This is a genomic window from Aeromicrobium sp. Root472D3 (assembly GCF_001426485.1).
GTDB lineage: Bacteria > Actinomycetota > Actinomycetes > Propionibacteriales > Nocardioidaceae > Aeromicrobium.
In genome coordinates this window covers 1,730,383-1,752,926 of record NZ_LMET01000001.1, presented here as the reverse complement: position 1 = coordinate 1,752,926, position 22,544 = coordinate 1,730,383, and the positions used below count along the sequence as shown (strand labels likewise).

General features: G+C 72.8%; 19 protein-coding genes. 11 read left to right on the top strand and 8 right to left on the bottom strand.

Going from position 1 to position 22,544, the window contains the following annotated elements; translation table 11 throughout:
- Positions 1–45 precede the first annotated feature (45 nt).
- From ASD10_RS08585 to ASD10_RS08560, 6 genes are read left to right on the top strand one after another with little or no spacing between them, the layout of a single operon-like run.
- Positions 46–1,866, top strand: coding sequence for a CDP-glycerol glycerophosphotransferase family protein (locus tag ASD10_RS08585; RefSeq protein WP_157432511.1), 1,821 nt, complete (start codon positions 46–48; stop codon positions 1,864–1,866).
- 54 nt (positions 1,867–1,920) lie between these two features.
- On the top strand, positions 1,921–2,904 hold the full coding sequence (locus ASD10_RS08580; RefSeq protein ID WP_056607330.1) for a glycosyltransferase: 984 nt from the start codon (positions 1,921–1,923) through the stop codon (positions 2,902–2,904).
- Positions 2,901–4,109 (top strand): UDP-galactopyranose mutase, encoded by a 1,209-nt coding sequence (gene glf / locus ASD10_RS08575; RefSeq protein WP_056607328.1) that lies wholly within the window; start codon positions 2,901–2,903, stop codon positions 4,107–4,109. Before ASD10_RS08580 ends, glf begins: the two co-directional genes overlap by 4 nt.
- On the top strand, positions 4,099–5,307 hold the full coding sequence (locus ASD10_RS08570) for a CDP-glycerol glycerophosphotransferase family protein (protein WP_056607327.1): 1,209 nt from the start codon (positions 4,099–4,101) through the stop codon (positions 5,305–5,307). The genes glf and ASD10_RS08570 overlap by 11 nt, the downstream gene beginning before the upstream one ends.
- A complete protein-coding gene (locus ASD10_RS08565) occupies positions 5,307–6,860 on the top strand; it encodes a hypothetical protein (protein WP_157432510.1) in 1,554 nt (517 codons plus the stop codon). Before ASD10_RS08570 ends, ASD10_RS08565 begins: the two co-directional genes overlap by 1 nt.
- Positions 6,857–7,813 (top strand): phosphatase PAP2 family protein, encoded by a 957-nt coding sequence (locus ASD10_RS08560; RefSeq protein WP_056607323.1) that lies wholly within the window; start codon positions 6,857–6,859, stop codon positions 7,811–7,813. The genes ASD10_RS08565 and ASD10_RS08560 overlap by 4 nt, the downstream gene beginning before the upstream one ends.
- On the opposite strand, the gene ASD10_RS08555 is transcribed toward ASD10_RS08560, so the two are convergent.
- Genes ASD10_RS08555 through ASD10_RS08545 form a run of 3 tightly spaced genes read right to left on the bottom strand, consistent with a single transcriptional unit; the run spans position 7,734 to position 11,238 of the window.
- On the bottom strand, positions 7,734–9,092 hold the full coding sequence (locus ASD10_RS08555) for a DUF6716 putative glycosyltransferase (protein WP_056607321.1): 1,359 nt from the start codon (positions 9,090–9,092) through the stop codon (positions 7,734–7,736). The genes ASD10_RS08560 and ASD10_RS08555 overlap by 80 nt on opposite strands.
- Positions 9,089–9,979, bottom strand: a complete 891-nt coding sequence (locus ASD10_RS08550) for an N-acetylneuraminate synthase family protein (protein ID WP_056607319.1) — start codon at positions 9,977–9,979, stop codon at positions 9,089–9,091. Before ASD10_RS08550 ends, ASD10_RS08555 begins: the two co-directional genes overlap by 4 nt.
- On the bottom strand, positions 9,976–11,238 hold the full coding sequence (locus ASD10_RS08545; protein ID WP_082556105.1) for an acylneuraminate cytidylyltransferase: 1,263 nt from the start codon (positions 11,236–11,238) through the stop codon (positions 9,976–9,978). Before ASD10_RS08545 ends, ASD10_RS08550 begins: the two co-directional genes overlap by 4 nt.
- 260 nt (positions 11,239–11,498) lie before the next feature.
- On the opposite strand from ASD10_RS08545, the gene ASD10_RS08540 reads away from it, so the two are divergent.
- Positions 11,499–12,830: a DUF6716 putative glycosyltransferase gene (locus tag ASD10_RS08540; protein ID WP_200938193.1), complete on the top strand. Its 1,332-nt coding sequence runs from the start codon at positions 11,499–11,501 to the stop codon at positions 12,828–12,830.
- 91 nt (positions 12,831–12,921) lie between these two features.
- Positions 12,922–14,013 carry a hypothetical protein gene (locus tag ASD10_RS08535; protein WP_056607317.1) on the top strand — a complete coding sequence of 364 codons (1,092 nt, stop codon included), beginning with the start codon at positions 12,922–12,924 and terminating at the stop codon, positions 14,011–14,013.
- 24 nt (positions 14,014–14,037) lie between these two features.
- Here the strand turns inward: ASD10_RS08535 and ASD10_RS08530 are convergent, their stop codons facing one another.
- Positions 14,038–14,424, bottom strand: a complete 387-nt coding sequence (locus ASD10_RS08530; RefSeq protein WP_056607315.1) for a hypothetical protein — start codon at positions 14,422–14,424, stop codon at positions 14,038–14,040.
- 80 nt (positions 14,425–14,504) lie between these two features.
- Between ASD10_RS08530 and ASD10_RS18355 the strand changes: the two genes are divergently transcribed.
- Positions 14,505–14,915 carry a lipopolysaccharide assembly LapA domain-containing protein gene (locus tag ASD10_RS18355; protein WP_082556104.1) on the top strand — a complete coding sequence of 137 codons (411 nt, stop codon included), beginning with the start codon at positions 14,505–14,507 and terminating at the stop codon, positions 14,913–14,915.
- 49 nt (positions 14,916–14,964) lie between these two features.
- Here the strand turns inward: ASD10_RS18355 and ASD10_RS08520 are convergent, their stop codons facing one another.
- A complete protein-coding gene (locus ASD10_RS08520) occupies positions 14,965–16,392 on the bottom strand; it encodes a bifunctional cytidylyltransferase/SDR family oxidoreductase (protein ID WP_056607312.1) in 1,428 nt (475 codons plus the stop codon).
- A 46-nt stretch (positions 16,393–16,438) separates the two neighbouring features.
- Positions 16,439–17,290 (bottom strand): siderophore-interacting protein, encoded by an 852-nt coding sequence (locus ASD10_RS08515; RefSeq protein WP_056607311.1) that lies wholly within the window; start codon positions 17,288–17,290, stop codon positions 16,439–16,441.
- Between the two features lie 49 nt (positions 17,291–17,339).
- Here ASD10_RS08515 and ASD10_RS08510 point away from each other — a divergent pair, with 49 nt between their 5' ends.
- The gene (locus tag ASD10_RS08510; protein ID WP_056610046.1) at positions 17,340–19,265 is read left to right on the top strand and encodes a M13 family metallopeptidase; all 1,926 of its coding nucleotides are present in this window, start codon (positions 17,340–17,342) and stop codon (positions 19,263–19,265) included.
- A 150-nt stretch (positions 19,266–19,415) separates the two neighbouring features.
- The gene (locus ASD10_RS08505) at positions 19,416–20,657 is read left to right on the top strand and encodes an MFS transporter (protein WP_056607309.1); all 1,242 of its coding nucleotides are present in this window, start codon (positions 19,416–19,418) and stop codon (positions 20,655–20,657) included.
- On the opposite strand, the gene ASD10_RS08500 is transcribed toward ASD10_RS08505, so the two are convergent.
- Positions 20,638–21,726, bottom strand: a complete 1,089-nt coding sequence (locus ASD10_RS08500; protein ID WP_162248832.1) for an HTTM domain-containing protein — start codon at positions 21,724–21,726, stop codon at positions 20,638–20,640. The genes ASD10_RS08505 and ASD10_RS08500 overlap by 20 nt on opposite strands.
- A 2-nt stretch (positions 21,727–21,728) precedes the next feature.
- The gene (locus ASD10_RS08495) at positions 21,729–22,487 is read right to left on the bottom strand and encodes a DUF5819 family protein (RefSeq protein ID WP_157432507.1); all 759 of its coding nucleotides are present in this window, start codon (positions 22,485–22,487) and stop codon (positions 21,729–21,731) included.
- Positions 22,488–22,544 lie beyond the last annotated feature (57 nt).

The window sequence follows — 22,544 nt, the reverse complement described above, 5'->3', positions numbered from 1 at the left end:
GTTACCCCAGGATCGGGCCGCCCCCCTCGTGATAATTTCGTCGATATGCCCTCTCCCGTGAACGCCGCCAGCGCGGCCGCCTCCCGACTGGGCAGAACCCAGGAGCTCCCCGCCCTCGCGGCGACCGTCGGCGGACTCCTGCTGGCGGTCCTCTGCGCCGTCGCGGGCCTCGAGATCGCAGCGCTCCTGCTGCTGCTCGTGTCCGTCGTCGGCGAGGCCTTCTTCGAGCGACGCCCGGCGGCGGCGGGCATCCTGCTGCGCCACGCGTCGGTCGGCGTCCCGATGCGCTTCGCCCTGCGACTCGTCGTCGCGCTGGTCGCGACCGAGCACGCCGACTCGGTGGGCGCGTGGCGCGCGCTGGCCGCCGTCGGCGTCGCCGAGGTCGTGGTGCTGTGCGCCCGCGCCCTGCACGTCACGTACCGCGAGATCGGCCCGCTCAAGCCGATGCGCACCCGCAACGTCCCCGGCGACACGCGCATCCACGACGCTCCCCCGGCCCGTGTCGTCGAGGTCGTCGTGAGCCAGCTGCTGGTGCTGGTGCCGACGCTGGTCGGCGCACCGTGGTGGCTCGTGGTCGCGCTGGCCGCCGTCGGCATCGGCGTGCTGGTCGCGGCGTCGGTGCCCGACATGCGGGCGTCGTGGCGCATGCGCCAGCAGAAGCGGGCCACGGGGTTCACCGGACCGCTGCGCCGGGTGCAGGACTTCCTCGACGACTACCGGCCCGAGGTCGTCGTGCACCTCAGCGGTCCCGACACCGCCGCCTACCAGATCAACACGTGGCTCGAGGCGCTCGAGTCGCTCGACCGCCGGGTCTTCATCGTCCTGCGAGACCCGCCGCTGTTCGGCCGCATGGCGTCGACGTCGATCCCCGCGCTCGAGCTGCGCGACCCCGGCGAGCTGCTGATGCTCGACTTCCGGGCCGCGCGGATCGCGCTGTACCCCGCCAACACCGGCAACAACATCCACCTGCTGCGGCTGCCGACGCTCATGAGCGCGTTCATCGGCCACGGCGACAGCGACAAGAGCGCCTCGAACAACCCGTTCTCGCGCGCGTACGACGAGCTGTGGGTCGCCGGCGAGGCCGGCGCCGACCGCTACCGCCGCTCGGGGCTGGGCATCCACGAGGGCCAGTACCGCTACGTCGGACGTCCGCAGGTGCACGCGATCTCGCGCGAGCCGGCTCTCGGCGCCGACGACGTGCCGACCGTGCTCTACGCACCCACGTGGGAGGGCGTCAACCTCGACCAGGAGTACTCGTCGGTCTCGGCCGTCGGCGTGCGCGTCGTCGAGGCGCTGCTGGCGGCCCAGCCGCCCGTGCGCGTCGTGTTCAAGGCACACCCGTTCACGGGCCAGCGCGACGCCAAGTACCGCTTCGTCCTGGCGCGCATCGCGGGCCTGATCGACGACGCCGCGGCCCGCACCGGGATCGACCACCGCGTCGTCAAGGGCGGCTCGATCAACGAGTGGTTCAACCGGGCCACGGCGCTCGTGACCGACATCTCGAGCGTCGTCAGCGACTTCCTCGCCAGCGAGAAGCCGTACGCGGTCTTCAACCACACCGAACTCGACGACGCCGCGTTCCGCGAGGAGTTCCCGTCGACCGGCGCCGGCACGACGATCGGGCGCGACGGCCGCGGCATCGCCGAGTTCATCGACGTCGTGACGCGGGTGAGCCCCGACCTGCACGCCGAGCGGCGGGCGTCGCTCGCGGCGTACCTGCTGGGCCCGCCGGAGCACCGTTCGCTCGAGTCGTTCCAGGCCGCGATCGACGCCATGATCGCCCGGTCGGAGGCCGACCGGGCCGCCTACCGCGACGGCACGCCCACCAGCGAGATCCCCCCGACCGACGCCAGCGACCTCCTCTGACCGGGCTCGGCGCGCATGGCCGGGACGACGATCACGACCAGATAAGGTGATCCGGTGACTTCGGCTACCGGGAACATCGTCATCGCGATCGTGACGTACAACCGGTCGACCTTCCTGCGCGAGCTGCTGGCCAGCGCCGCCGCGATGCGCACGCAGCCCTTCCGCATCGTCGTGGTCGACAACGCCAGCACCGACGACACGCAGGACGTCGTCGCCGCCGCGGCCGCCGACTTCCCCGACGGCGTCCTGGTCAACCACCGCCTCGCGACCAACACCGGCGGGTCCGGCGGCTTCAGCGAGGGCACCCGGGTCGCGCTCGAGCTCGGCGCCGACTGGGTGTGGCTGATGGACGACGACGTCGAGATCCTGCCCGACGCGATCGAGCAGTTCGCCCCGTGGATGCAGCGCTTCCAGGTCATCCACGGCCGCCGGTACGACTTCGACGGCTCGCCGTTCTACTGGCAGGCCAAGTTCAACGAGTTCCTCGGCGTGCCCCTGCCCTACAGCGGCAAGCAGTTCGGCCGCGACGGCTACGCGATCACCAACTCCGGGACGTTCGAGGGCATGCTGGTCCACGCCGACGTCGTCCGCACGATCGGCCTGCCCGATCCGCGCTTCTTCATCTCGTGGGACGACGCCGCGTACGCGTGGCTGGCCGCCCAGCACACCGACGTCGTGTACGTCGACGCGTTCGTGCTCAAGCGCAAGCGCGAGCAGAAGCAGGTCAACCTCGGCATCCGTCACCTCAACGACGGCAGCCCGCTGTTCCGCTTCCACGTCATCCGCAACCGCGCGTACGTCGGTCGGTACTTCGCCGAGTACGGCAAGCTCAACCGGCTCGGCTTCGGGCTGGGCACGGCGCTGACCCTGGCCAAGGAGGTCTTCCGCCTCGTGGTCGTGCAGCACACGCTCAAGGGACTGGGCGACCTCGCCCGCGGGTTCCGCGCCAACCGGGCCCTGTGGCGCGACGACACGTGGCGCCCGATGGATCCCGCCGACGTGCCCGCTCCCCTGCCCCCCGCGGGCGGACGCCCGTGAGCGCCGACCTGCTGGTCGTCGGCTCGGGCTTCTTCGGGCTGACGGTCGCCGAGCGCTGCGCGACTGAGCTGGGCCTGACGGTGCAGGTCATCGACCGTCGTCCGCACATCGGCGGCAACGCGTACTCCGAGGCCGATCCCGAGACCGGCATCGAGGTGCACCGCTACGGCGCCCACCTGTTCCACACGTCCAACCGGCGCGTGTGGGAGTACGTCAACCGCTTCACCGACTTCACGCCGTACCAGCACCGCGTCTACACGACGTACCGCGGCGAGGTCTTCCCGATGCCGATCAACCTCGGCACGATCAACCAGTTCCAGCGCGCCGCCTACTCCCCCGACGAGGCGCGTGCCTGGGTCGCCCAGCAGGCCGCCCGGCTGACGCACGAGCCCACGAACCTCGAGGAGAAGGCGATCTCGCTGATCGGCGAGCCGCTCTACGAGGCGTTCATCAAGGGCTACACCGCCAAGCAGTGGCAGACCGACCCGCGCGAGCTGGGCGCCGACATCATCAGCCGGCTCCCGGTGCGCTACACGTACGACAACCGCTACTTCTCCGACACCTACGAGGGGCTCCCGGTCGACGGGTACACCGCGTGGATCGAGCGGATGGCCGACCACCCCAACATCACGGTGACCCTCGACACCGACTTCTTCGACGAGAGCCAGCCGTTCAACAAGGCGGCGTGCGTGGGGGTGACCCCGGTCGTGTACACGGGCCCCGTCGACCGGTACTTCGACAGCGCCCACGGCGACCTGTCGTGGCGCACCCTCGACTTCGAGACCGAGGTGCTGCCGACCGGCGACCACCAGGGCACGACGGTCATGAACTACGCCGATCCCGAGGTCGGGCACACCCGCGTGCACGAGTTCCGCCACTTCCACCCCGAGCGCGACTACCCCGCCGACCGGACCGTGATCATGCGCGAGTTCAGCCGGTTCGCCGAGGCCGACGACGAGCCGTACTACCCCGTCAACACGCCGCAGGACCGCGAGCGGCTGCTGGCGTACCGCGAGCTCGCCGCGGCCGAGCCGGGCGTGCTGTTCGGCGGACGCCTCGGCACCTACCAGTACCTCGACATGCACATGGCGATCGGCTCGGCCCTCAGCATGGTCGACAACGTGCTGGCGCCCCACTTCTCCGGCAGCACGAGCACCGACGGCTCACCCCTCACCGGGCCGCGTCGCGACGTCCATGGCGTCTGAGGCCCGAGTCGGGCTCGTCCACCGCCTGCGCACCTGGGCGATCGGGCGGCTGCGGCGGTCGCGCCTGCTGCCCGCCGGGATGCCCGACAAGCTGACCGACGAGTCGCGCCTCGGGCGACGCTTCGACCAGCAGGTCATGCTGTACTTCCCGACGACCCTCGACAGCCTCTACCAGCTGCGCCCCTGGTTCCACGCCCTCGCCGCGCTCGACGCGACGCACCCCGTCGTGTGCGTCTTCAAGGACTCGCGGACGGCCCGTGTCGTGCGCGACGAGACGGGTCTCGACTGCGTCACGCTGGCGCGCTACGGCCAGCTCGACGAGATCCTGTCGCTGTCGGACGTCAAGCTCGCGCTGTACGTCAACCACGACCCGGTCAACTTCGAGAGCCTGCGGTTCACGTCGCTGGTGCACGTCTACCTGGGTCACGGCGACAGCGACAAGGGCGTCTCGGTCTCGAACCAGGTCAAGGCGTACGACCTGTGCTTCCTGGCCGGTCGGGCCGCGCTCGAGCGCACCGCCTCGGCCGTCATGCTCTACGACGCGGCGGCCCGCAGCGTGCTGATCGGCCAGCCACAGCTCGACGCCGCCCCCGTCGTCGTGCCCGCGCCCGACCCGTCGCGCCCCACCGTGCTCTACGCCCCCACGTGGGAGGCCTCCCAGCCGTCGGTCTCGTACGGGTCGCTCGAGACGCACGGCGTCGACCTCGTGCGCGCGCTGTCGGGCCGCTACCGCGTCGTGTACCGGCCCCACCCGCTCAACGGCGTCATCCGCCCGTCGTACGCCGCGGCCGACGCCGCGGTGCGCGAGCTCGCCGACCGCGTCGACACCGACGTGCCGATCGAGCAGTCGTTCGCCGACGCCGACCTGCTCGTCACCGACGTCTCGGCCGTGACGCTGAGCTGGCTGCCGACCGGCCGGCCGTTGCTCGTCACGACGCCGACCGTCCCGTATCCCCCCAGCGCCCTGATGGACGCCGTGCCGCAGCTCGCCCCCGGCGACGCGTTCGCGGACGTCGTCGCGACCCACCTGGCGTCCGATCCCGCGCGGGCGGCCCGGGCCGCGCTCGTCGAGCACTACCTCGGCGACCCGAGCCCCGGCGTCGCCACCGCCCGCTTCGTCGCGGCGTGCGGCGACGCGATGCAGCTGCGCGACCGCGAGTGGGCGGCCCGTCGCGCGGCCGGCGCCACCGGACCCTGATGGCCACGCAGCGCACCCCGCGGCCGGCCACCCGGTCGCGGTCGCAGGCCCGACCGCCCTCGCGCGGCGGGAGCACGCGGAACGGCCGGGGCCGACAGCGCCGACGCGGCCGGTCGACCCTGCCGGCGTACCTGCTGGGCGTCGTCGGCGCCATGGTCGTGGTGCGGCTGCTGTACCTGGGCGAGCCCGCGGGACGCGACGAGGCGGGCTTCCTCATCGTGGGTGCCGGCTGGGACCACGGCACGTCGCTCTACGGCTCGTACTGGGTCGACCGTCCGCCGCTGCTGATCTGGGTCATGGAGCTCGCCGGCACCGTCACGACCCTGCGGATGTGGGGGCTCGCGGCCTCGGTGCTGACGGTGCTGGGCGTCGCCCGCGCCGCCCACGTCGCGGGCGGCGAGCAGGCCGCGCGCTGGGCCGCCGGCGCCGCCGCACTGTTCGGTGCCGCGCACTGGTTCGGCGTCCCGCGCACCAACGGCGAGATGCTGGCGGGCGCGTGCGTCGCCTGGGGCTTCGCCCTGTCGGCCCAGGCCCTCGTGCGACCCAGCGGCCGCACGTGGCTGTGGGCCGGCTCGGCGGGCGTGCTCGGCGCGGGGGCCGTGATGATCAAGCAGACGATCGTCGACGGCCTGGTGTTCTCGATCGTGCTGGCGCTGCTGGTCGGCTGGAACCGCAAGCAGCGCTCGACCGCGGTCACCGCGATCGTGTCGGTCGTGATCGGCTTCCTGCTGGCGGTCGCGGCCGGCCTCGCGGCGGCGAACGCGCGGGGCACGTCGCCCGGCGAGCTCTTCGACGCGCTGGTCACGTTCCGCGCCGACGCCGGCGAGGTCATCCGCACCTCGGCGTCCGACGCGACGGCCGAGCGCCTCGCCGTGCTGGTCGTCACGTGGGTCGTCAGCGGGCTGGCGCTGGTGGCGGTGCTGACGACCGTGAACGCGCTGCGGCGTCGCGATCCCGTCCTGCAGGCGACGTGGGTCGTCATCGTCGTCGTGACGGCGTCGGCGCTGCTGGGCGGCAGCTACTGGAGCCACTACCTGCTGCAGCTCGTGCCGGCCTCGGCGCTCGCGGTCGGCCTGGTCGCGGGCCGCGTGCGACCGCGCACCCGCACCGTCGCGGCCGCCGTGGTCGTGGCGCTGACCGCCGGCAACCTGGTGTGGTCAGTCGTCAGGCCGCCCACCGACGGCGTCGACGCGCGCACCGTCGGCCGCTGGCTCAAGGCGTCCGGCGCGGCCGACGACACCGCGGTCGTGGCCTACGGGCAGCCCAACGTGCTCGCCGCGGCGCACATGGCCAGCCCGTACCCGTACCTCTGGAGCCTGCCGGTGCGCACGCTCGACCCCGACCTGGCGCAGATGTCGGCCGTCATGGCCGGTCCCGAGCGTCCCGTGTGGTTCGTCGACTGGTCGGGCATCGACTCGTGGGGCGTCGACCCCGCGGCGCTCGAGCGCGTGCTGGCGATGCGCTACCGCAAGGTCGCCGACGTCTGCGGCCGCACGATCTGGCTCGACCGCTCGCGTCCCCGCCCGCTCGCGACACCCGGCAGCTGCTCGTGACCACGACGACCGAGCGCGCTGCGACGACCCCGTGGCGCTGGCGGGCACCCGCGCTCGCGGTGTTCGCGGTGCTGTTCGCGACCGGCGTCGTGCTGATCGGCGTGCCGACCGATCCGTTCCAGCTGTTCTTCTGGCTGTGGCTCGCGACGATCGCCTTCAACGTCCGCGCCCCGTGGCGGGCCCACCTGGCGTTCCCGCGCGACTGGTGGCCGGCGTTCGCGCTGCTCGTGCTGTACCTCTACAGCCGCGGCCTGTCCGACGAGATCGTCGCGATGCCGGTGCACTGGACGATGCCGATCCGCGTCGACGAGTGGATCGGCGGGGGCGAGCTGCCCACGGCCCGCCTCCAGGACGCCCTGTGCGCGGCGCCGTGCAGCGGCACCAGCCCGCCGCGCTGGTACGACGAGGTGCTGACGACGGTGTACTTCACGCACTTCGTGGCGGGCCTGACGCTCGCCGTCGTGCTGTGGCTGCGCGACCGCGCGACGTGGCTGCCGTGGATGCGGCGCTACGTCGTCATCAACTTCGCGGCGCTGGTGATCTACGTGCTCTATCCGATGGCGCCGCCGTGGCTGGCGTCGAAGGAGGGCTACGTCGACCGTCCGCTCCCCCGCCTGACGGGCCGCGGCTGGGACGACCTGGGCCTCGGCGGGTTCCACGTCGCGCTCGCGAAGGTCGGCAACCCCGTCGCCGCGATGCCCTCGCTGCACGCCGGCCTGGCGATGCTGATCGCGCTGTACGGCATCTGGCGGCTGCGCGGTGCCTGGCGCTGGCTCCTGCTGGTCTACCCCCTGCTGATGGCGACGGCGCTGGTCTACTACGCCGAGCACTACGTCGTCGACGTCTTCGCCGGCTGGGCCCTCGCCGCGGCCGTCATGACGGGGTGCGGCTGGTGGGAGCGCCGTCGTCGGCGACCCGCCGACGACCCGGCGCCCTCGGCTCACCCGGCCTGACGGCCCAGCGCCGACGGTGCTCCCAGAACCCCGCCAGCAGGAAGGCGCGGTGCAGACCTGCCGCGCGGTCGCGCGGCGGGACGAACGACAGCCGCTCCAGCACCGCGGCCCGCGTGCGCCGCACGGGTGAGCGCGACCGACGCGGCAGCGGTGGCAGCTCGCCGCGGCTGCGGCGGGCGAGCAGCTCCTCGACCGCCGCGACCCACGTGTTCTCGGCCGGGTCGTGCAGGTAGTTGTCGTCGAGCCACTCCGGTGCCGGGTGCCGGAAGTCCGCGGCCACCAGGCGGCTGGTCGGGCCGAGCAGGCCGCTGCCCACCAACACGGTGTTGATCTGCCGGTGCCCGACGCCGAAGTCGTCGATCGCGAGGCACGGCACCCCCTGCGCCACGGCCTCGAGCAGCGCCGTCGAGCTGATCGTCGCGAGGCCCACAGCCCGCCGCAGGTGCCGGCCCATCGCACCGCCCTCGACCGTCAGGTTGGGCGGCAGACGCGTCCCCGCCTCGGCGAGACCGACCAGCAGGTCCTCGTAGGGGAACTGCTCGACGTGCGTCTGCGGCTCGCCGTCGCGGGCGCGCACCTTGACCACGACCGTCAGGTGCGGGTGCGCCCACGCCGTCTCGACGAGGCGCTCGAGCATCCACAGCCGGTCGCGCCGCGACGCCGGCACCATGGCCTGGGCCGCGAACACGATGCGGTCGCGCACGACGGCGGGACCGTCGGGCTCGATCGCCGGACCGTCGCGGCCGACCAGGTACGGGATCGTCGTCAGCTCGAAGCGGTGGTGCTGGTCGACCGCCGTGAACTCGCGCAGCTCGCGCCGGCTCTGCAGCACGAAGACGTCGGCGCACCGCCGGTACCGCAGCCCGGGGGCCAGCACCGGGATCGAGATGCCGGCCAGCCCCGACACGACGACGGGGCGACCGCCGGTCTCGGCCAGCAGCGCACCGAGCGACTCGACGGCCATGCCCCGCGCCGCCGCGACGACGACGTCGGGGTGCCACGTCGTCAGCAGGTCGATCAGCCCGGCGCGGTCGGCGCGCTCGACGTCCGGCGCGACGAACCGCGTGCCGGCCAGCGCCTCGACGACCTGCCGCGCACTGGGCTCGGCGTTGCCCCGCAGCACCACGAGCCGCACGGCCCAGTCGTCCGGCACCTGCCCGGCCAGCGCCGCCCCCCACTTGACGTAGGAGTCGGAGTCGGTGACGAACAGCGCCCGCGGCGGTGGGGGTGCCGGTGCCGCGCTGCGTGCCGTCGACGTCGCGGGGACGTCCTGCGTCACACCGCGGCCGCGGCGACGTCGACGCGGCGCAGGCGCTTCAGCTGGGCGTGCTCGCCCGGCATGACCCGCTTGACCCCGTCGCCCAGCGCCTTCTCGACGACGCGGATGTCGCGGACGAGGTCCATGAACGCGTGCGGCTCGAGGCTCGCCGCCTGGTCGGAGCCCCACATCGCGCGGTCGAGCGTGATGTGGCGCTCGACGGCCGTCGCGCCGAGCGCCACCGCGGCGACCGAGATCTGCTGGCCGCGCTCGTGGCCCGAGTAGCCCACCGGCACGCGGTAGCGGGCCGACAGCACGGGGATCATGTGCAGGTTGGCCTCCTCCGGCGGCAGCGGGTAGGTCGACGTCGCGTGCAGCATGACGAGTCCGTCGGTGCCGAGGATCTCGACCGCGGTGTCGATCTGCTCGATCGTGCTCATGCCGGTCGACAGGATCACGGGCTTGCCGGTCTCGGCGAGGGCGCGCAGCAGGGGCAGGTCGGTGACCGACGCGGAGGCGACCTTGTGGGTCGAGACGCCCATCTCCTCGAGGAATTCGACCGACGGCACGTCCCACGGCGACGCGAACCAGTCGACGCCCTGGGCGAGGGCGTGCGCGGCGATCTCGCCGTACTGCTCACGCTCGAACTCGACCCGGTAGCGGTACTCGAGGTAGCTCATCTCGCCCCACGGCGTCTCGCGGCGGGTCGCCTTCATGTCGGCGGGCGTCGAGATGTCGGGCGTGCGCTTCTGGAACTTGACCGCCTGCGCCCCGGCGAGTGCCGCGACGTCGATGAGCTTCTTGGCCACCGCCACGTCGCCGTTGTGGTTGATGCCGATCTCGCCGATCACGTACGTCGGACGGCCGTGGCCGACGATCTCGTCGCCGATCTGGACCCATTCAGTCATGGTCGTTGCCCTTCTGTTGGGGTGACGAGGTCGTCGGACGGCCTCGCCTCGTGTCCGGCGAGCACGCGGTCTGCGAGCTCCCGGACCGCTCCGTCGCCACCGTGGCGGCGGAGCACGATGGGGGACGCCGCGCGGACGTCGCGGTGGGCGTCGGCGACGACGACGGGCCAGCCGACGGCACGCAGGCAGGCCAGGTCGTTGACGTCGTTGCCGAGGAAAGCGACGTCGGCCAGGTCGACGCCGATCCCGTCGGCCCAGTCGGTGAGGGCACGCAGCTTGTCGTCGCAGCCGGTCACGGCGTCGACGCCGAGCTTGGCGGCCCGCGCGCGGACGACGGGATTGGTCTCGGACGACAGGATCAGGAACGGGACCCCGGCACGTCGCAGCCGGGCCACGCCCATGCCGTCGGAGCGGTTGACCTCGACCGACTCGACGCCGTCCTGGTCGACCGTGACGCGGTCGGCGGTGTGCACGCCGTCGAAGTCGGTCACGACGGCCCGCGCGCGGATCGGCGACGGCAGCGGGTTCAGCACCGTCTCGCGCCGCGAGTGGACCAGCTCGGCGAGGGCCAGGTCGTGCTCGGTGTCGATCTCGAGCGCCTCGGCCGGGTCGACCTCGACGATTTGCAGCCGGCCGAAGAAGCGGTGCCCGTGCTCGCGGAAGCCGCGGGTGCGCATGACGTAGAAGGCGCCGGTCTCGGCGTGCTCGGGCTCGCGGTCCTGACGACGCTGACGGACCGCCGCGTCGTGGTTGACGCCCTCCGGGCCGTGCGTGCCGTGGCGCCACAGGTGGACGTCGGAGCGCACCGCGCTGAAGGCCACGTCGCACTCCCCCGAGCGCACGAGCGCGACGGCGCGGTCGACGTCCGACGCGCGGATGAAGGGGCTCGTGGCCTGGACGAACACCGTCACGTCCGGCACGACGCCGTGCGAGGCCAGGTGGGCGAGGGCGTGCTCGAGCGCCGACTCCGACGACGCCTCGTCGCCCGCCAGTCCCGCGGGACGCTCGACGACGCGTGCACCGGCCCGGCTCGCGACCGCAGCGATCTCGGGGTCGTCGGTCGAGACGAACACCGCGCCGATCGTCGAGCTGGCGCGCACGGTGCGCACCGCCCGGGCCACGAGCGGCTCGCCGCCCAGCAGGCGCAGGTTCTTGCGCGGGACGCCCTTGGAGCCGCCGCGGGCCGGGATCACGGCGCACACGCTGCCGGTCGAGGCCCGGGGTGCCGCGGAGGGGTCGGTCACGAGGTCGTGGGTCATCGGTCACCTCCTGGCGGTGCGTGGTGCGTGGTGCGTCGGCGCCGGACCGGTGGCCGGCGGGTGTCGTGCCGACGCTAGGAAGCACGGGCGACCGGACGGTGAACGTGACGGCTCCTCGTCGCGAACGTCACGGGTCGCGCACGGACCGGCCGGCGTCCTGTCGCCCGTGCGCCGACGACCCGGACAACCGCGGCCCAACAGTCGGTGAACCGTCGGGTCGTGGCCCGTCGGGGCCTCGCCGCCGCGGGTACCGTGCGGAGGTGGCTCCACCCGACCCCGTGCCCGGACGCACGCCGCGCACGGCTCTGCTCGTCGCCGCCTTCGACTCCCAGCTCAAGTGGTGCGCCGGCATCCGTGACGAGCTCGAGGCCCGCGGCGTGTCGACGCGGGTCGTCGTCCCCGACACCCGGTCGGCCCTGTCGGACCGGCAGGTGCGCGACGCGGGGTTCGACCGCGCCGGACGGGCCGATCGGGTCGACCGTCTGCCGTGGGACGACGTCATCAGGGCGTGCCTGTCGAGCGACGTCGTCGTCAGCGCGCTCGCGGGCCCGTCGACGCGGCGGCTCAGCCTCGACGTCGCGGACGGCCTCGCGACGCTCGCCGACCCCGTGGCCGGCCCCGTCCTCGTGTCTGGCTGGGTCGGCATCATCATCGAGAAGATCACGGCCGGCTACCTCGACCGGTCGGGCACCGACGTCGTCGCGGTCAACTCGACCGCCGACCTGGCCCACTTCCGGCGCACCGGCAGCACGCTGGGGGTGCCGACCGACAACCTCGTGCTGACGGGCCTGCCGTTCCTGTCGTCCGAGCCGAGTCCGCCCCGCACGGGCGCTGTCACCACGGTGCTCTACGCCGACCAGCCGACCGTCCCCGCGACGGCGCCGGAGCGCGCCTACGTCTACCGGCGCCTGGTGGAGCACGCCCGACGGCACCCCGAGCGCGAGGTGCTGCTGAAGCCCCGGCACCGTCCCGGCGAGGACACGTTCCACCGCATGGCGCACGCGCCCGAGGGGCTCCTGCCGCGCGGCGACCTGCCGGCCAACTTCCGCATCGACCACACGCCCGTGCCGGAGCTGCTCACCCGCGTCGACCTCCTGGTCACGATGTCGTCGACCGCGTGCCTCGAGGCCGTCGACCGGGGGGTGCGGGTGGCCCTCGTGCTCGACCTCGGCGTGCACGAGCGGCACGGCAACCACGTCTTCCTCGACAGCGGCCTGCTCCGGACGTTCGACCAGGTCGACGCGGACGACCTCGGCACGCCGTCCGCGAGCTTCGTCCACAGCTGGTTCGGCGACCGGCACCGCCCCGCGCCCGTCGTGATCGTCGACCGGGTCGAGGAGCTGCTGGCCTCGGGCCGGCGACCGTCGCGCGGGGTGTGGTCGAGCACGTACTTCACGGGCGCGGCGCGGCACGTCGCCGACCTGGCGACGGACGAGGCGACGACCCCCTTGCGACGGGTGTCGAGGGCCTGGGCCCGACGGGTCGAGGTGCACGGGCGGGTGCGCGGCACGGCCGCTCACGGCGCCGCCCTGCTGCTACCGCCGGCCGTCGTCATCCCCGCGCGGCGACTGGCCGCGGCGCGCCGCCGGTGACGCTCGGGGGTGACGCGCGAGCCCCCCTCAAGACAGATAGTCTTCGACCACGTCCGCGGGGTCGCGGACACCTCCGGGGGAAGGAACCCACATGTCATCCGAAGATCTCGTCCGCGAGGCGCAGGACCCGTCCACGGCTCCCGGACGGCTGGCCGAGCTGGCCCAGGCCGACCGTGCGACGTGGCCCGCGATCGTCTTCAACCCGGCCGCGTACGACGGCCTCCTGCAGTGGCTGGGCGAGCGGGGCGACCCGACCGTCGACGCGGCGCTCTCGGCGCGCGCGGCACAGGCCGCGGCGCTGAACCCGCCGACGCCGCCCGCGCCCCCGGCACCGCCCGCGGCCGAGGAGCCCGTCGCCCCCGAGGAGCCCGTCGCGGCCGAGCCGGTCGAGCCCGTCTCGCCGGTCGCCGAGCCGGTCGTGCCGGCCGCGCAGGCATCCCCCGAGCAGGCGCCCGTCGAGCCGGCGCACGAGCCCACCGTCGTCATCCCGTCGCAGCAGGCCGCCACGGCGTCCGATCCCGAGCCGACCGCGGTCTTCCCGTCCGAGCAGCCCCGCCACGACGCCCCGGCCGCGACCACCTCGGCGTTCGGTGCCGTCCCGCCCGCCGGCACCCCGCCGCACGCGGCCCCGGTCGACGGCGACGGCAGCGGCGGCGGCAGCGGCGCCCGGCCGCTGGGTGTCGTCATCGCGATGGTCGTCGTGGTGCTGGCACTCATCGGCGGCGCCGCCTGGGGCGCCACCGAGCTCTTCGGCGGCGACGACGACCAGCCGACGATCTCCGCCGGCGGCGACGCCACGACCGATGCGCCCGAGCCCGACGACGAGCCGACCACCGCCGCGCCCAGCACCGAGGCCCCCGACGACGGCGGCGACTCCACGACGTCCGGCGAGTTCTGCACCGAGATGACCGACATCCAGCAGCGCAGCATGGACGTCCTCGGCGGCACCGGCACCGGCTCGACGCCCGACCTGGAGGACATCCAGGAGAAGTCGCGCGAGCTGATCCAGTCGTACAAGGACCTCGAGGACATCGCACCCGCCGAGGTCAAGGGCGACCTCGAGACGATGTCGTCGTACCTCGACACGATGATGAACCCGGCCGCGGGTGGCGCGGACGGCATGGACGAGTACTTCGCCGCTGCCCAGCGGCTCGGCACCTACTACGCCCAGAACTGCCTCTGACGGTCGCGCCCGGGCCTCGCGTCGCTACGGCGTGGGGCTCGGGCTCGGCGTGCGCAGCGCGTCCGAGCTCGACGTCCACGTGAAGTCGCCGTCGGGGCCGTCGATCGTGACGGTGGCCAGCGCGATCTTCTCGGTGCCGGTCGCGGTGCGGACGCTGCACCGGAACGTCGTGCCGATCGCGGAGTCGACCTTCTTGGGACAGCGGATCCGCAGGTCGCCGCCGGTGCGCTTCTCGAGCCGTCGCTCGATGTTGTCGGTCACACCGTTGGTCGACATGTAGACGACCTTCGTCGTGGTCGGGGTCGCCTCGGGCTCGTCGTCGCCACCGCCCGTGGTCTTGATCATGAAGTAGATCGCGGCCACCAGCGCGATGCCCACGAGGCCGAGCATGATGTTGAGGAACGTCTTCACCGCACGGATCCTAGCCGGGCGCGTGCCGGCGCGCCGTCTCACGACGGGCGCGGCGCCGACGTTGCTGGCACGATGTCCCCATGACCAGCCCCCTGCCTCCGGACGACCGGACCCCGAGCGACCCGTCCACCGCGGACCGGCCGACCGGCGCGACGCACGACCGTCCCGCCACCGAGCCGGCCCCCACCACCGACCGTCCCGACACGACTCCCCCGCGTGGCCTCGACCGCAACGGCCGCGTCAAGCGCACCCGCGCCAGCGGCCTGTGGGTCGGGCTGATCACCGCGGCCGTCCTCGCGATCGCGTTCCTCGTGTTCATCGCCCAGAACTCCGAGAAGGTCTCGATCAAGTTCCTCGGGTTCGAGGGTCAGCTGTCGCTGGCGATCGCCCTGCTGCTGTCGGCCGTGATCGGCGCGCTCGTCGTCGCCGTCCCGGGCATCGTGCGCATCGCGCAGCTGCGCACGGCGCTGCGCAAGAACGCCAAGCACTGACCTGACGTACCGCGACCGGCCCGGTCGCGACCGGTGCAGCGCCGCAGCGTCAGCTGCCGCCGCCGATCGCGGCCGGGCCGTCCTCGCGCCGGATGTCGATGATGTGCCCGGTCTGCTGCGACAGCAGGACGTCGAGCGACTGGCGCGCCACGACCATCGAGCTGAGCAGCGTCCCCTCGGGCTCCTCGCCGAACGCCTTGGTGCGCATCGGCGTGCCGGTGCGCTCGGGGTTGACGCAGTTGACCCGCACCTCGCCGGCCCACTCGTCGGCGAGCGCCTGCGTCAGGTTCACGACGGCCGCCTTGGCCGACGAGTACAGCGAGTAGCCGCCACGCCCTCGCGTGTACGACGACGACGTGAACAGCAGCAGCGAGCCACCGGCCTGCGCCAGGTGCGGGTGGAACTCCTGCGCGATGAAGATCGGCGCGAGGTAGTTGATCTCGGTGGCGGCGAAGATCGTCTCCTCCGACGTGTCGGCGAGGTCCTCGATCACCAGCACGCCGGCGGTGTTGACGACGAAGTCGATCGAGTCGGACTCCTTCAGCACGGCCTGGGCGGCCGCCGCGATGTCCTCGCGACGATCGACGTGGGTGTTGGTGGACGACCGCGAGAACGTGTGCACCGTCGCGCCGAAGCCGCGCGCCAGGTCGGCGATGTCGCCGCCGATGCCGTACGAGCCGCCGAACACCACCATCGTCTTGCCCGCGAGGGCCGCACGGTACTGGTCGTCGGTCAGCGCGTCGGGCACGTCGGCCGAGTGCAGCTGGAAGAGCTTGTCGGCGATGTAGACGTCGATCGGCTCGGTGACCTTCATGTTGCGCTCGTGGCCCGTGACGACCGCGATCGGCACCTCGGGCAGGTAGCGCAGCACGACGGTGCAGTCGTCGGTCGCGGTGAAGTCGGGGTCCTGCCAGGCCAGCTCGTAGGCGCGGCGGATGACCGACAGGCGGAACGCCTGCGGCGTCTGGCCGCGTCGCAGCAGCGAGCGCTGAAGGACGTCCTGGATCGTCTCGGCACCCGAGTCGTCGACCGGGGCGTCGTGCACCTGCACGACGGTGTCGGCCGACGGGATCGCGGTGTCGACGGCCTGGTGCGTGCCGAGCGCGGCGACGACGTCGCCGATGATCGTCTGCGACACGAGCGGCCGGACGGCGTCGTGGAACAGCACGTTGCACTCGTCCTGGCCCAGGGCCTCGAGCGCGCGGCTCGTCGACTCGTTGCGGGTCTGGCCGCCCTCGACGATCTGGGAGACCTTGCCGTAGCCGCCGTTCTGCACGATCGCCCGGACGGGGTCGAGGTGACCCGGCGTCATCAGGATCACGATCTCGTCGATCAACGGCGACGCCTCGAAGGCGGCGATCGTGTGCTCGATGATCGTCTTGCCGGCGATCTTGATGAGCTGTTTGGGGATCGACAGGCCGACCCTGGTCCCGGTGCCACCCGCGAGGATGACGGCCACGTTGCGCAGTTCGGTCACCCGACGAGGTTACCGGCCCGGACGCCTCAGGGCCTGCCCGGTCGCCTCACGGCGTGCCGGGTCGCATGACGGCGTCGGACTGCTGCGACTTCCAGGCCCGGAAGCCCTCCTCCGTCGTCCCGCGGCGCCAGTAGGCCGAGACCGAGATGTCGGCCCGCGCGATCCCGCGCTCGTCGAGCAGGTGCGGCCGGACGCTCTTGAGCAGCGCCGACTCGCCGTGCACGAACGCCTGCACCCGGCCGGCAGGCCAGTCGAGCGCCCGCACGGCGTCGTCCAGCAGCGTCGTGGTGCCGGCGACGGCGTCGCCGCGGTGCAGCCAGCGCACCTGGACGTCCGCCGCGCTCGTCACCGCGATCTCGTCGTCGGGGCCGTCGACCTCGACGAGCGCCAGGGCGCGCACGCCCGCGGGCAGCGCCTCGAGCGAGGCCGCGATCGCCGGGAACCCCGCCTCGTCGCCGACGAACAGCAGCAGGTCGGCGGTGGTGTCGGGCACGTACCCGCCGTTGGGGCCCCGCAGGTGGATGACGTCGCCCGGCTCGGCGCGCGCGGCCCACGGGCCGGCGACCCCCTCACCGCCGTCGATGCCGTGGATCACGAAGTCGATCGCGAGCTCGCGCGCCTCGGCGTCGACCCACCGGATCGTGTAGGTGCGCAGCACGGGCCACGCCTCCTGCGGCATGGTCTGCTGGACGACCTCGAGGTCGAGCGGGTCGGGGTAGTCGTGGCCGTCGGCCAGGAAGACGAGCTTGCCGTAGGCGTCGGTGTAGGGCTCGCGCATGCCCCGGTACGCCGACTCGAACGCGTCGAAGTCGTCGCCGCCGAGGACGATGCGCCGCATCGACGGCGCGACCTGCTCGGTGCGCACGACCGTGAGTCGGACGGGATGATTCCTGCTCATTCGACTGGCCTCACGTGTGTAGCCTACTGACGTGAACCCCGGCATCGACATGGCCCAGCTCGACCCCTCCACCCGCGTCCAGGACGATCTGTTCCGGCACGTCAACGGGCGGTGGCTCGACACCGCGGAGATCAAGCCCGACCGCGCGACGGCCGGATCGTTCGTCACGCTGGTCGACGAGGCCGAGGCGAAGGTCCGCACGATCATCGAGACGGCCGGCGAGTCGCCCGTCGACGACGAGCAGCGCAAGATCGCCGACCTGTACGCCAGCTTCATGGACGAGGAGCGCGTCGAGCGGCTCGGCGCGCAGCCGCTGGCCGACGAGCTCGCCCGCGTCGACGCCGTCACCGACGTCCCGTCGTTCGTGCGGGTGCTCGGAGACCTCGACCGTCAGGGCATCGGCAGCGTGTTCGGCATGTACATCGGTCCCGACCGCGGCAACCCCGACCGCTACGTCACCCACCTCGGGCAGGGCGGGATCGGCCTGCCCGACGAGTCGTACTACCGCGAGGACGACTCGGCCGACATCCGCGCCGCGTACGTCACGCACCTGACGACGATGTTCGGGCTCGCGGGCCTCGACGACGCCGAGGGCCGTGCCGCGCGCGTCATGGACCTCGAGACCCGCCTCGCCGCCCACCACTGGGACCGCGTGTCGTGCCGCGACGCGCAGAAGACGTACAACCTGCTCGACGTCGACGGCCTGCAGGCCCTGTCGCCGTCCTTCGACTGGGCCTCGTGGTCCGAGGGTGCCCAGGTGCCGGCGGCCGTCATCGCCGAGGTCGTCGTGTCGCAGCCGTCGTTCCTGGAGGGCCTCGAGACGCTCCTCGTGCCCGCCGAGCTCGACGCGTGGAAGGACTGGCTGCGCTGGCAGGTCGTCCACAGCGCCTCGCCGTACCTGTCGTCGGCGTTCGTCGCGGCGAACTTCGAGTTCTACGGGCGCACGCTGAGCGGCACCGACGAGCTGCGGCCGCGCTGGAAGCGCGGCGTCGGCTTCGTCGAGGGCGCGATGGGCGAGGCCGTCGGCCGCATCTACGTGCGCACCGAGTTCCCGCCCGCGTCCAAGGAGCGGATGAGCGAGCTGATCGACAACCTGCTCGAGGCGTACCGCCAGAGCATCGCCGAGCTGCCGTGGATGAGCGAGGAGACCAAGCAGCGTGCCCACGCCAAGCTCGACTCGTTCAACCCCAAGATCGGCCACCCCGACGAGTTCCGCGACTACTCCGCGCTCGAGACCGCGCCCGACGACCTGCTCGGCAACGTCCGCCGCGCGATCGCCGTCGCGACCGACCGCGAGCTCGCCAAGATCGGCTCGCCGATCGACCGCGACGAGTGGTACATGACGCCGCAGACCGTCAACGCCTACTACAACCCGACGATGAACGAGATCGTCTTCCCCGCCGCGATCCTCCAGCCGCCGTTCTTCCACGCCGACGCCGACGACGCCGTCAACTACGGGGCGATCGGCGCCGTGATCGGCCACGAGATCGGTCACGGCTTCGACGACCAGGGCTCGCAGTACGACGGCACCGGCGCGCTGAGCAACTGGTGGACCGACGACGACCGCGAGGCCTTCGAGAAGCTCACGACGGCGCTCGTCGCCCAGTACGACGCGCTGAGCCCCGTCGGCGCCGACGACAGGACGGTCAACGGGTCGTTGACGATCGGCGAGAACATCGGCGACCTCGGCGGACTCGGCATCGCCTACCGCGCCTTCCGTCTCACCGAGCCGGGCGACGACCCGATCGACGGCCTGACCCCCGATCAGCGCTTCTTCATCTCGTGGGCCCAGGCCTGGCAGTCCAAGGTGCGTCCCGCCGAGACCGTCCGCCGCCTGACGCTCGACCCGCACTCGCCGCCCGAGTTCCGCTGCAACCAGGTCGTCCGCAACATCGACGCCTTCTACGCGGCCTTCGACGTCACCCCCGACGACGAGCTGTGGCTCGACGAGGCCGAGCGCGTCACGATCTGGTAAGCCGGGCGGCTTCGCCGCCTCGCGGCTCCTCCGTCGCCGCTGTCGGCAGCTCGCCGGGGCTCGCTGCCGCCGCTTGTCCTTCTCTCGCTGCGCTCGTTCGGACCTGTGGTGGCGTCGTGTGGTGCGTGTGGTCTGGACTAGGTTGCTGGGGTGAACCCCGGTCCTGATCCTGTGCAGCGGCGGATCGTGTCGGTGCTCGTGGTGGTGCAGGTCGTCGGGGGTGTCGGGAACGGCGCCGGGCTCGCCGTCGGCGGGCTGCTGATCAAGGACATCACCGGGTCGTCCGGCTGGTCCGGCATGGCCGTCGTGATGCTGACGCTCGGCGCGGCGGCCTTCACGATCCCGCTGTCGTCGCTGGCGGCCAGGCGCGGACGACGTCCCGCCCTCACGCTCGGCTGGCTCAGCGGCGCGGCCGGTGCCCTCGTGACGGTCGTCGGGTCCGAGACCCGGTCCCTGCCCGTCGCCCTGCTGGGCCTGCTGCTGTTCGGGGGCAGCACCGCGGCGAACCTGCAGTCACGGTTCGCGGCGGTCGACCGGGCCGCGCCCGCCCAGGTGGGCCGCTCCCTCTCGGTCGTCGTCTGGTCGACGACCGTCGGCGCGGTCATCGGGCCCAACCTGACGGGTCCCGGTGCCGCCGTCGCCGACGCCCTCGGACTCCCCGACCTGTCGGGGCCCATGCTGTTCTCCGCCACGGGCTTCGCGGTGGCCGGCCTGCTGACCGTCGTCCTGCTGCGGCCCGACCCCCTCGTCGCGCGGGCCGCCGGCCAGGCTCCCGCCGCCCGCGGCGTCAGGGCGGCCCTCCCCCACGTCCGCGGTCGCACCCTGACCGCGATCTGGGCGATCGCGTCGTCGCACGCCGTCATGGTCGCGGTCATGGCGCTGACGCCCGTGCACATGGAGGACCACGGCGCCTCGCTCGAGATCATCGGCCTGACGATCAGCCTGCACATCGCCGGCATGTACGCGCTGTCACCGGTCATGGGCTGGCTCGCCGACGCCTGGGGGCAGGACCGGACGATCCTGCTCGGGCAGTCGGTGCTGCTGCTGGCCGCCGGGGTCGCCGGCACGTCGGGCGAGTCGCAGGTGCAGATCACGATCGGGCTCGTGCTGCTGGGCATCGGCTGGTCGGCCTCGGTCATCGCCGGCGCCGCCGCCCTCACGACCTCGGTCGATCCGTCCGCGCGTCCCCTCGTGCAGGGCTTCTCCGACCTCGCGATGAACCTCGCCGGGGCGTCGGGCGGGCTGCTCGCCGGCCTCGTCGTGGCCCTCAGCGGCTTCGGCACGCTCAACGCCGCCGCGGCGGTGCTGGTCGTCCCGGTCGTCGTGCTGGTGCTGTCGGGCCGGCGGGTCGCCGCCCGGACCGCCGACGCCGCTAGCGCCGCAGGATCGTGAACCGCACCCAGTCGACGACCGGCAGCACGACGTTGTAGCGCACCACGTCGACGCCGTCGAGCACGTCGTAACCACGCTCGACCGTCCAGTCGGTCACCGGCTGGGCGGCACCGAGCACGACGTCCTCGACGCGCTCCCACGTCCGGTCCGACACGAACAGCAGCGTCACGCCGAGCGTGCTGAGCGCGCTCCACGGCTGCGCGAAGACGACCGCGAGCAGCACGTTGACCACGACGGCCAGCACGATCACGAGTCGACGCGTGTACCGGTTCAGCAGCAGCGGTCCGAAGAACAGCTGCGAGAGCAGCACGCCGTACGTCAGCAGCGCCAGCAGCACGCGGTGGTCGGCGAGCAGGTCCGACAGCGCCGGGAACGGCCGCGACTCGGGCAGCTGCAACGTCGAGTACAGGGCCGTGCCCTGCTGCCACGACCGGTCGGCGACCTTGTCGAGCCCCGCGGCCATGGCCGCCAGCACGGTCTGAGCACCCAGCGCCACGAGACCCACGTTGTGCAGTCCCGCCGACAGCCACGTCGGCAGCGCGTCCTCCTCGCGGGACGCCTCCTTGCCCGCGGCGAGACGGCGGCTGCGTCGTGCGGCGTCGAGCGACCAGTGGTCGGACGCGCGCATCAGCAGCAGCCACAGCAGCGTCAGGCGCACCAGGTTGTCGCCGGGCGACCCGACGACCGGGTTCTGGCCGACGACCGCGATGAACCCGATGAACGTCACGACGTTGGCGGCCTTGGCGTGCCAGCCCAGCACGAACGCGAGGGCCGCGAGCATCGTCACGACGTACAGCAGCGCCAGCACGTCCGAGCTGACGCCGTCGAGCAGCGTCAGCTCCGGGAAGCTGCTGATGGCTCGCGCCGGCTCGGCCCACACCGAGCCCTGCCCGACCCACATGTCGCGGGTCGAGAAGTTGGAGGCCAGCAGCCCCAGCACCGCCAGGCCCGTCGCGATGCGGCAGACCGCCGCCGCGCGGACGGCGTGCCGCGTGCCCACGAGCCAGTCGTCGATCCCGGCCCTGAGCCCCTGCACGGAGCCCACGAGGCCACGCCACAACGTCGTCATCATCACTTCTTCACGTAGGAGTCGAAGGTGTCGCGGGCGTCGAGCGAGCCCCGGAAGGCCCGGCGCCACCCGAACGAGAAGTCGCGGAACGCGACGTCGTCCAGCGACGTGGTGGCGCGGTCGGCGTACGACGGCACGGTGCGGCGGCCGACCCGGAACTGCACCTGGACGATGCGTCCGCCCTCGCCCCACCTGGCCTCGGCGTACAGCGACGCGAACTGCGTCGCCATCTGGTCGTAGGCCTGAAAGAACCGGACGGCCTCCGGTCGTCCGCCGGCGCCCTCGAGGGTCGGCCTGACGGTGCTCGGCAGGTCGTCGGCGGTCAGGCCCCGCACGACGCGCCGCTGCGCCTCGCTGAGGTTGAACATCGCGAGGTTCAGGTTGGTGGCGAGCCTCCGCGCGATCAGGTGGGCGCGCTCGGGTGCCAGCTCGTGGCGGTTGGCGCGGTTGTCGTCGCGTGTCACGTCGACCCACTCGGTCGCCGCGCCCTTGCCACCGGCGTCGGGCGCCACGTAGGCACGGACGCTGAACGACTCGTCGACCTGCTGCGTGCCGATGCCGACGACGTCGCGCCCCTGCTGGAAGTACGGGTCGACGTAGCTGGCCAGACGTCCCTCGCCGACGGCGTCACGGATCGGGCTCGACGGCGCGAGCCACAGCGCGAGCGCCACCGAGTGCACCAGGACCACGACGAGCAGCAGCTCGACGATCCACCGGTGCCGGGGACGCTCGACGGCGTCCTCCACGGGCGTTGGCGGCATGCGAGTCATCCTAGGTCGGGGCGGGGTCGGGCCGGACGCACGACTGCCGGCAACCCA

Bases quoted from the DNA above. Each gene is read 5' to 3' on its own strand.
- ASD10_RS08585 (WP_157432511.1), top strand. From the start codon at position 46: ATGCCCTCTCCCGTGAACGCCGCCAGCGCGGCCGCCTCCCGACTGGGC.
- ASD10_RS08570 (WP_056607327.1), top strand. From the start codon at position 4,099: ATGGCGTCTGAGGCCCGAGTCGGGCTCGTCCACCGCCTGCGCACCTGG.
- ASD10_RS08565 (WP_157432510.1), top strand. From the start codon at position 5,307: ATGGCCACGCAGCGCACCCCGCGGCCGGCCACCCGGTCGCGGTCGCAG.
- ASD10_RS08550 (WP_056607319.1), bottom strand. From the start codon at position 9,979: ATGACTGAATGGGTCCAGATCGGCGACGAGATCGTCGGCCACGGCCGT.
- ASD10_RS08545 (WP_082556105.1), bottom strand. From the start codon at position 11,238: ATGACCCACGACCTCGTGACCGACCCCTCCGCGGCACCCCGGGCCTCG.
- ASD10_RS08535 (WP_056607317.1), top strand. From the start codon at position 12,922: ATGTCATCCGAAGATCTCGTCCGCGAGGCGCAGGACCCGTCCACGGCT.
- ASD10_RS18355 (WP_082556104.1), top strand. From the start codon at position 14,505: ATGACCAGCCCCCTGCCTCCGGACGACCGGACCCCGAGCGACCCGTCC.
- ASD10_RS08515 (WP_056607311.1), bottom strand. From the start codon at position 17,290: ATGAGCAGGAATCATCCCGTCCGACTCACGGTCGTGCGCACCGAGCAG.
- ASD10_RS08510 (WP_056610046.1), top strand. From the start codon at position 17,340: ATGGCCCAGCTCGACCCCTCCACCCGCGTCCAGGACGATCTGTTCCGG.
- ASD10_RS08500 (WP_162248832.1), bottom strand. From the start codon at position 21,726: ATGACGACGTTGTGGCGTGGCCTCGTGGGCTCCGTGCAGGGGCTCAGG.
- ASD10_RS08495 (WP_157432507.1), bottom strand. From the start codon at position 22,487: ATGCCGCCAACGCCCGTGGAGGACGCCGTCGAGCGTCCCCGGCACCGG.